The sequence below is a fragment of the Thermodesulfatator atlanticus DSM 21156 genome, from assembly GCF_000421585.1.
Taxonomy (GTDB): Bacteria; Desulfobacterota; Thermodesulfobacteria; order Thermodesulfobacteriales; family Thermodesulfatatoraceae; genus Thermodesulfatator; species Thermodesulfatator atlanticus.
Map to the genome: position 1 here is coordinate 1 of NZ_ATXH01000056.1, position 1,289 is coordinate 1,289.

Annotated in this window: 1 protein-coding gene and 1 pseudogene; both read left to right on the plus strand. The window is 39.5% G+C overall.

The annotated features are described in order from the left end of the window. Positions 1–56: 56 nt before the first annotated feature. Positions 57–194 (plus strand): hypothetical protein, encoded by a 138-nt coding sequence (locus H528_RS14505; protein ID WP_022854518.1) that lies wholly within the window; start codon positions 57–59, stop codon positions 192–194. A gap of 30 nt (positions 195–224) precedes the next feature. Continuing rightward, a pseudogene (locus H528_RS0111910) lies at positions 225–1,211 on the plus strand (IS256 family transposase); the annotation flags it as partial. Positions 1,212–1,289 lie beyond the last annotated feature (78 nt).

A 1,289-nucleotide genomic window follows, 5' to 3' on the forward strand; every position in this document is an offset into this window, starting at 1 on the left:
AATTGTGTCTGGGTAAAATTTTGGGTCCAAATCTCTTTGCAAAAAGGAGGTGCAATATGAAAAATCAAAACTTCCAATCCCTTAATACCCTTTTTGATGAGCTCTTCTCTCTTCTTCAAAACAAATCACAAGGCCAAACTCCTTCACTTAAACTACTCTTTGAAGAATTCCTTAATTACCTCATGGTCAAATAAAGAGAAAATTTCCTAAATAATAACCCAGATAATAAATCTAACGGCTTCTATCCCCGTAATTTATCCCTTTCCTTTGCTAATCTTAACCTAAAAGTCCCTAGGGTCCGCTTCGGAAACTCATTCCGGCCCGCTCTGCTACCTGAACCCTGGAAACGCGTCAATAAAGATTACGAAAATCTCCTCCTTTCCTTCCTTACTAACGGCTACAAAAAAGAACAAATCAAAAATACCCTTAACCTCTTGAACATCCCCTTCTCGGAAGATTCTCTTAACACCGTCATTGAACTAATAGAAGAAAAACTCGATGCCTTCCGTTCTCAACCCTTACCTAAACAAATGTTTGCCGTCTTTATCGATGGCTACTGGGCTAAAATGCGTATCAATAAATCTATCAAAGAAATCACTATCTTCCTGGCCATCGGTATCGACTTCGATGGCTACAAACGTGTCCTTGGCTACTGGATCTGCCAAGGCAAGGAAAATATCGAGTTCTGGACTGATGTGCTCAAAAATCTTATCTCAAGAGGACTCTCCCGAGTGCTTCTTTTCATTACTGATGACTTCTCTGGCCTTATAGATCTTATCCCCAAACTCTTTCCCTTTGCCCACCATCAACTATGTATGACCCATTTCAGAAGAAATCTCAAGAAAAACCTCTCAAAAGAACTTTATAAAAAGGTAAAAGACCTACTTTGGCGTCTTAAAGGCGCAGATAATCTCAAAGAAGGCCAACAGTATCTTGAACAACTCGTTTGTCTTATAAAAGAAGAAAAACCCAAACTGGCAGATAAGATCTTGAAGAAAAAAGAAAATTATCTGGCCTTTTTGAACTATCCGAAGGAAATCAGAAAGCATATTTATACCACGAATCCAGTGGAGGGATTGAACAATGGGCTTGAATTAATGAGACGGGAGCTCGGCGGACACTTTCCCTCTCGTCAGTGTTTAGAAACGAATTTATTTGTGCAGCTAGCAAATTTAGCGGACAAATGGGAAAGGAATATACTGCTACCTTAAAAATCCGGACACCTCAGAAAGGGAGAGTTAAGTTAAAATAGTTTGCCAAGGGAGGTGTCCTATGAAAAAGCGTCAGTT

What these genes read in the sequence shown, in the direction of transcription:
- H528_RS14505 (WP_022854518.1), top strand. Translation starts at nt 57, where the DNA reads ATGAAAAATCAAAACTTCCAATCCCTTAATACCCTTTTTGATGAGCTC.